The organism is Halovivax sp. (assembly GCA_007119345.1).
GTDB lineage: Archaea > Halobacteriota > Halobacteria > Halobacteriales > Natrialbaceae > Halovivax.
This window is the reverse complement of the sequence record SKPV01000049.1, coordinates 22,546-28,594: the sequence shown is the minus strand read 5'-3', so window position 1 is coordinate 28,594 and position 6,049 is coordinate 22,546. Positions and strand designations below refer to the sequence as shown.

The window sequence follows — 6,049 nt, the reverse complement described above, 5'->3', positions numbered from 1 at the left end:
TCGAACCGGAACAGTCGTCGTACACGTCCGAACTCGAGAGCGCCCTCGGCGACGATCCCGACTTCCTCATGCTGGTGGCGTTCCCCGTCAGCGGCATCCAGATCTTCCGGGACTTCTACGGGGAGTTCGACGAGGTTCCCGTGATGGTTACCGACGGCCTGATCGAACCGGGCCTCCCGGACGACGTCGACAACCCGATGGACAACGTCATCGGAACCTCGCCCGCCGCCGCCGGACCGGAGGTCGACGCGTTCAACGAGCTGTACGAAGACGAGTACGGTACCAGCCCCGGCGTGTTCAACGCGCAGGCGTACGACGCGAGCGCGGTCCAGATCCTCGCCAACCTCCGCGGCGGCGAGAACGACGGACCGACGGTGAGCGAACAGGTCCGAGCGGTGACGAGCGGCGGCGGCGAAGAGGTCGGACCGTCCAACTTCGCCGACGCCGTCGAGATGGCCGCCGACGGCGAGGACATCAACTATCAGGGTGCCTCGAGCCCGGTCGAGTTCGACGACAACGGCGACATGACGGCCGTCTCGTACGACATCCACGACTTCGGGAACTACGAGATCGAGGTCATCGACAGCATCGACTTCGAGGCCTGAGACGAGACCGAACCGCCGGCGGTTCAGCACGCACGACCACTTTTTGCGCTCGATCGAGACGACAGCGACCGAACGGTCCCGGGCATCTCCTCGGACCCCTCCGCCGAGGAACGTACCGATCACCGGCCGTCGATCCGGTCGACCGAACGACCGGACCGCTCGTTCCGACTCGAACGCCGGACGTGTCGATCGTGTAGAGTGAGGCGAACGCCGGTGACACTCTCGGGGGAGGTGCCACGATCCATCGGGGAGACGTTCCAGTCGACGATCGACCCCAGCTACGCCAGCGAGAGAACGAGCAGTTGCAGCTACGCCGGCGAGAAGACGATCGTACAGCGTCGACGACTGCGAACGCGCGACGCGTCGGTTACCCGCCCAGGAAGTCCCGTCTGACCTGTTCGTCCGCGAGCAGCACCTCCCCCTCGTCCTCGTATCTGTTGCGTCCCTGCACGACCACGTAACCCCGGTCGCACCGACGCAGGGCCTCCTTCGCGTTCTGCTCGACCATCAACACCGCTGTCCCCGCCTCGTTGATGATGTCGACCCGGTCGAACATGTCGTCGACGAGGTCCGGGGCGAGCCCGGCCGACGGCTCGTCCAGCAACAGTAGGTCGGGCTCGAGCATCAGCGCTCGGCCCATCGCGACCATCTGCTGCTGGCCGCCGCTCATGGTGCCGGCCTTCTGGTCCTGACGCTCTTCGAGGATCGGGAACCGGTCGAAGACCGCGTTCAGCGCGTCCTGGGGGACCTCGTCGAGGATGTACGCACCCATCTCGAGGTTCTCGCGGACGGTCAGCGACGGGAAGACGTTGTCGTTCTGGGGAACGTAGCCGATCCCGTGGGTGATGATCTCCTCGGGCCGGTGGCCGCTTATCTCCTCGCCCTGGAACTCGACGCTGCCGCCCATGTACGTCGTCAGTCCGAACACGGACTTCATGACCGTCGACTTCCCGGCCCCGTTCGGTCCGACGACCGTCACGTACTCGCCGTCGTCGACGGCCAGATCGACGTCGTACAGCACCTGGAGGTCGCCGTAACCGGCATCCAGCTCTGAAACTTCCAGCATCAGACATCACCCCCGAGGTACGCCTCGATGACCCGTTCGTCGGCCTGAATCTCCGCCGGCGTTCCCTCCGAGAGCACCGCACCCTGGTGCATCACGATCACGTGTTCGCAGTTTTCCATGATGACGTCCATGTCGTGTTCGACGAGCAGGAATGTGTAGCCCTCAGCTTTCAGTTCGTGGATTCGATCCAGCAGCTTGTTCTCGAGGGACGGATTCACGCCGGCCATCGGCTCGTCCAACAACAGGATCTCGGGGTCGGTTAGCAGCGCGCGAGACAGTTCTAGCAGCTTTCGCTGTCCGCCGGAGAGGGTCCCCGCTTGTTCGTGAGCGAGGTGGTCGATCTCGAACAGTTCGAGCGTCCGCCACACCCGTCCGAGCAGTTCTCGTTCCTGCTTGACGACTCCGTCGCGCACGAACGGCGTCACCGACCGCCAGAGGGATTCGCCCCGCTGGCCTTCGAAAGCCAGCAACATGTTCTCGAGAACGGTCATCTCGCTGAGCTCGCGGGCGATCTGGAACGTCCGCACGAGCCCGCGATTGGCGATCTGGTTCGGATGCAGCCCGGTGATGTCCTCACCCTCCAGGAAGACTTGTCCCGAATCCGGGGCGTGCACGCCGGTGATCAGGTTGAACGTCGTGGATTTTCCCGCCCCGTTCGGTCCGATCAGTCCGGTGATTGAGCCGCGTTCGATCGCGAAATCAACGCCGTCGACGGCAACGACCCCGCCGAAGGTCTTCCGGAGGTCGGTAACCCGGAGCGGCGGGCCGGACGCGACGCCGTCGGCGTTGAGGTCGTCCGCGGCCACGTCCTCCGAATCGACGTCACTCATCGTCACCACCCCCGTCGGCCCGCGCCGGGGCGCTCGCGCCCGCGCTCGGCGGCCGTTCCCGCCGCAGGTCGAGCGGGGACGCCGGCTCGTTGCGGTGGCCCAACAGTCCGTCCGGACGGTAGATCATCAGGAGGATCAGGATGACGCCGAACAGGATGAAGCGGACGTTCGGAAGTTCGGCGACCACGTAGCCGAGCATCGCCACCGGATCCGCGCTCACCACCGCCTCGTAGGAGGTGTTCGGGCTCGGGAGGTCGATCCGCTGACGGACGATCCGCTGTACGTACGGCGGCCCCTCGAAGAGCAGGCCGACGAAGACGAACGCGCCGACCACGCTGCCGGTGTTCGAGCCGGAACCCCCGATGATCAGGGCGATGAAGATGTAGAACGTGACGATCGGCAGGAACGCGTTGGGATCGACGTAGCCGTTTCGGCCCTGCCAGAGCATGCCCGCGAGCCCCATGATGGCACAGCCGAGGACGAACACCTTGATCTTCACCAGGTTCGTGTTCTTGCCGAGGGACTTCGCGGCGAGCTCGTCCTCGCGGATCGCCTTCAGCACCCGCCCGAACGGCGAGTTGCCGGTGCGCACGAGCAGCCAGAACACCAGCGCCACGGTCAGGACCAGGGTCAGGGTGTACAGCCAGTTCTCGACCCTCGACCGTCCGATGCCGAGCGTGTTGGTGACCGTGAGGAGCTGCTGTCCGAATAGGTTCGCCCCCTCGGCGGCGTCGCCGTCCCGATAGAGGATCCAGTTCGGAACGGCGGCCTCGAGCATCGGGAACGAGATTCCCGCACCGCCACCGGTGCCCAGTTCGCGGCCGCCGATCTCGAATTCCCGAAGCGCCCCGGAGGTGATCAGCAACCGGATGACCTCCGCGAACGCGAGCGTGACGATCGCGAAGTAGTCCGCCCGGATCCGCAGGGCCGGGAGCACCACGATCAGCCCGACCAGTCCCGCCGCGATCATTCCGAGCACGATGCCGACGGCCAACGGCAATCCGAGCCCCGGAGTGCCGATCGCGTCGGGGTCGGCCGTGGCCATCGCCATCGTGTACGCACCGACCGCCATGAAGCCGGCGACGCCGATGTTGAACAGTCCGGTGTACCCCCAGTGGAGGTTCAGCGCCAGGACGACGAGGGCGTACGCCGCCGCCAAGAAGGTGACGGCCCGGAGCGTCGAGATGATCCCGTCGGTGTCCAGCCCGGCGATCAGCCCGAACCCGGCGAGTAGCACGTAGACCCCCAGCAACGTCCCGGCGATGAGCAGCAGGTCCGTCTGCCAGCGCGGGAGCGCCTCGAACCGGTCGGCGAGCGCGCCGCCACCGTCGTCCGGCGATTCCGAACCGCCCGCTCCGTCGTCCGGCGATTCCGAACCGCCCGCTCCGTCGTCCGGTTGGTCGTCCGTCATGCGGTTTCAACACCTCCGAACAGTCCCTGCGGCCTGTAGATGAGTATCAGGATCATCAACAGGAACGCGGCCACGCGGGTGAGGTCGCCGGAGATCCAGACGAGCATCAGATTGTCGACGAGCCCGATGATCAGGCCGCCGGCGATCGCCCCGTAGATCGAGCCGATCCCGCCGAGGATCACCGCCGCGAAGATCAAGAGCAGGAGGAACCAGCCGGTGTTGAAGTTCAGCGTCTCCTGTTCGAGGACGATCAGGTAGCCGGCCACGCCCGTCAGCCCGGCCCCGATCACCCACGTCGCCAGGATCACCCGTTCGGTCGGGATGCCGGTGATCAGCGCCAGATCGCGGTTGTCCGCCATCGCTCGCATCGCCTTCCCCAGTTTCGTGTACTGTAACAGGAGGTGGAGCCCGACCATCAGCGAGACCGCCGAGACGACCAGGACGAGCTGGTGGACGGCGACCGAATCCGTCCAGAAGATCACCCAGTGGTCGAACACCGGCGAGCTCCGCACCACGCCGCGCGTTCGCTCCCCGTAGAAGAACACGATGATGTACCGCAACGCCAGCGCGACGCCGACGCTCGCGATCAGCAACGGAATCCCGCCCGCGTTACGCATCCGCCGGTAGACGAGTCGGTCGATCGCCAGCGCGACGAGGATCGTGGCCACCGCGGCGAACAGGAGTCCGGCCACGATCGCGATCGGCTCCCCGTAGAGGTGGAGATCGAGTTCGCGCGCGGAGGTACTCCGATCGGCGTTCACGAGTATTCTCGATCCGAGACCCGCCGTCCCGATGCCGCCGATGACCCACGCGACGGTCCAGCCGGTGAACGCACCGGTCGTCACGAGATCGCCGTGGGAGAAGTTCGCGAACCGGAGGATGCTGTAGGTCATCGACAACCCGACCGCGGCGAGTCCGATGACCAACCCGTCGACGAGACCGCGCCAGAGGAACGTCGAAAATCTCCCGGTCCCCAGTTCGCCGACGACCAATCGCCTCACGAGGTCCAGAACCATCACCACGACACCCAGCACCAGGAGTAGCCCGAACCGCTCCTCCCACGTCAGGTCCGAAACCGACTCCCGAACGCGTCCGGATTCCATTCTAAACGTGTATCCGCGGGAGTGATTGAAATAGTTCACGCTATATGTTAGTCCGTCACCCGCCCCCACCCGCTCTCGCACGATTCCCACGACACCCGGCGCGGACCTCGCACTTCCGATCTCGGTCCCCCTCGTACTTCGACGGCGGCATCCGCTCGCCCTTCGACGCCGACGCGCGCCTCGGCGGCCGTCGGCGGTTGCTTACGCCTCCCCGTAGACGGGAACCGCGGCGCCGCTCGTCGCCGACGCGCCCTCGCTACACAGGAAGGCGAAGACGTCGGCGATCTCGGCCGGATCGACCCACGAGTCGTGACCCGCGTCAGGCATCATCTCGCGGTTCATCGGCGTGTCGATCACGCTCGGCATGACGCAGTTCGCCCGGACGGTTCCCAGGTTCTCCGCGGCGAGCGTCTCCGTCAGCAGCCTGATCCCGGCCTTCGTGATCCGGTAGGGTCCGTCGCCCTCGTCCCCCTGGAGCGACGATCGCGCGCTCACGCTCACGACGGCGCCCTCGCTCTCTCGCAGGTGTGGGAGGGCGTGCTTCGACGCCAGAAACGCCGTCTTGAGGTTGACGTCCATCAGTAGCTCGTACTCCTCGAGCGGCGTCTCCGCGATCGGTTGCCCGCCGCGCCACGTCCCGGCGACGTTCAGGAGGTGATCGATACGGCCGTGCTCGTCGGCGATCTCTTCGACGACGCGCTCGACGTCGTCCTCGTCGGTGAGATCCGCCCGGTAGAAGTGCGCGACGTCGTCCGGATCGAGCAGGGCGTCCTCGTCGTCGGGTTCGATCACGTCGACGGCGCAGACGGTCGAATCGGCAGCCCGAAAGCGCTCGACGGCCGCGCTGCCGAGCGCGCCGGAGGCGCCCGTGACGATCGTGACGGTGTCCGTGAAGTCGAAGTCGGCGGTCCGGGACATGCGATCGGCTTCGTCGGCACGCCGGTTCAATGTCGGGGTCGGTTCGCCGAAGCCGATGGTCCCGTGTCGGGGTCGGTTCGCCGAAGCCGATGGTCCCGTGTCGGGGTCGGTTCGCC

General features: G+C 66.2%; 5 protein-coding genes and 1 pseudogene. 1 reads left to right on the top strand and 5 read right to left on the bottom strand.

What is annotated here, in order from left to right:
• Positions 1-605 (top strand): annotated as a pseudogene (locus QZT59_RS03825) (ABC transporter substrate-binding protein); the annotation flags it as partial.
• Positions 606-972: 367 nt separating this feature from the next.
• Here QZT59_RS03825 and QZT59_RS03820 read toward each other — a convergent pair.
• From QZT59_RS03820 to QZT59_RS03800, 5 genes are all read right to left on the bottom strand, one after another.
• Positions 973-1,671, bottom strand: coding sequence for an ABC transporter ATP-binding protein (locus QZT59_RS03820; protein WP_290811559.1), 699 nt, complete (start codon positions 1,669-1,671; stop codon positions 973-975).
• Complete coding sequence (locus QZT59_RS03815) at positions 1,671-2,501, bottom strand: ABC transporter ATP-binding protein (RefSeq protein WP_290811556.1); 831 nt, start codon at positions 2,499-2,501, stop codon at positions 1,671-1,673. Before QZT59_RS03815 ends, QZT59_RS03820 begins: the two co-directional genes overlap by 1 nt.
• The gene (locus QZT59_RS03810; protein ID WP_290811553.1) at positions 2,494-3,912 is read right to left on the bottom strand and encodes a branched-chain amino acid ABC transporter permease; all 1,419 of its coding nucleotides are present in this window, start codon (positions 3,910-3,912) and stop codon (positions 2,494-2,496) included. Before QZT59_RS03810 ends, QZT59_RS03815 begins: the two co-directional genes overlap by 8 nt.
• On the bottom strand, positions 3,909-5,015 hold the full coding sequence (locus QZT59_RS03805) for a branched-chain amino acid ABC transporter permease (RefSeq protein ID WP_290811550.1): 1,107 nt from the start codon (positions 5,013-5,015) through the stop codon (positions 3,909-3,911). Before QZT59_RS03805 ends, QZT59_RS03810 begins: the two co-directional genes overlap by 4 nt.
• A 201-nt stretch (positions 5,016-5,216) precedes the next feature.
• Positions 5,217-5,933 carry an SDR family oxidoreductase gene (locus QZT59_RS03800; RefSeq protein ID WP_290811547.1) on the bottom strand — a complete coding sequence of 239 codons (717 nt, stop codon included), beginning with the start codon at positions 5,931-5,933 and terminating at the stop codon, positions 5,217-5,219.
• Between the last annotated feature and the right edge of the window lie 116 nt (positions 5,934-6,049).

Coding starts and splice junctions, on each gene's coding strand:
- QZT59_RS03815 (WP_290811556.1), bottom strand. CDS start 2,501: ATGAGTGACGTCGATTCGGAGGACGTGGCCGCGGACGACCTCAACGCC.
- QZT59_RS03805 (WP_290811550.1), bottom strand. CDS start 5,015: ATGGAATCCGGACGCGTTCGGGAGTCGGTTTCGGACCTGACGTGGGAG.
- QZT59_RS03810 (WP_290811553.1), bottom strand. CDS start 3,912: ATGACGGACGACCAACCGGACGACGGAGCGGGCGGTTCGGAATCGCCG.
- QZT59_RS03820 (WP_290811559.1), bottom strand. CDS start 1,671: ATGCTGGAAGTTTCAGAGCTGGATGCCGGTTACGGCGACCTCCAGGTG.
- QZT59_RS03800 (WP_290811547.1), bottom strand. CDS start 5,933: ATGTCCCGGACCGCCGACTTCGACTTCACGGACACCGTCACGATCGTC.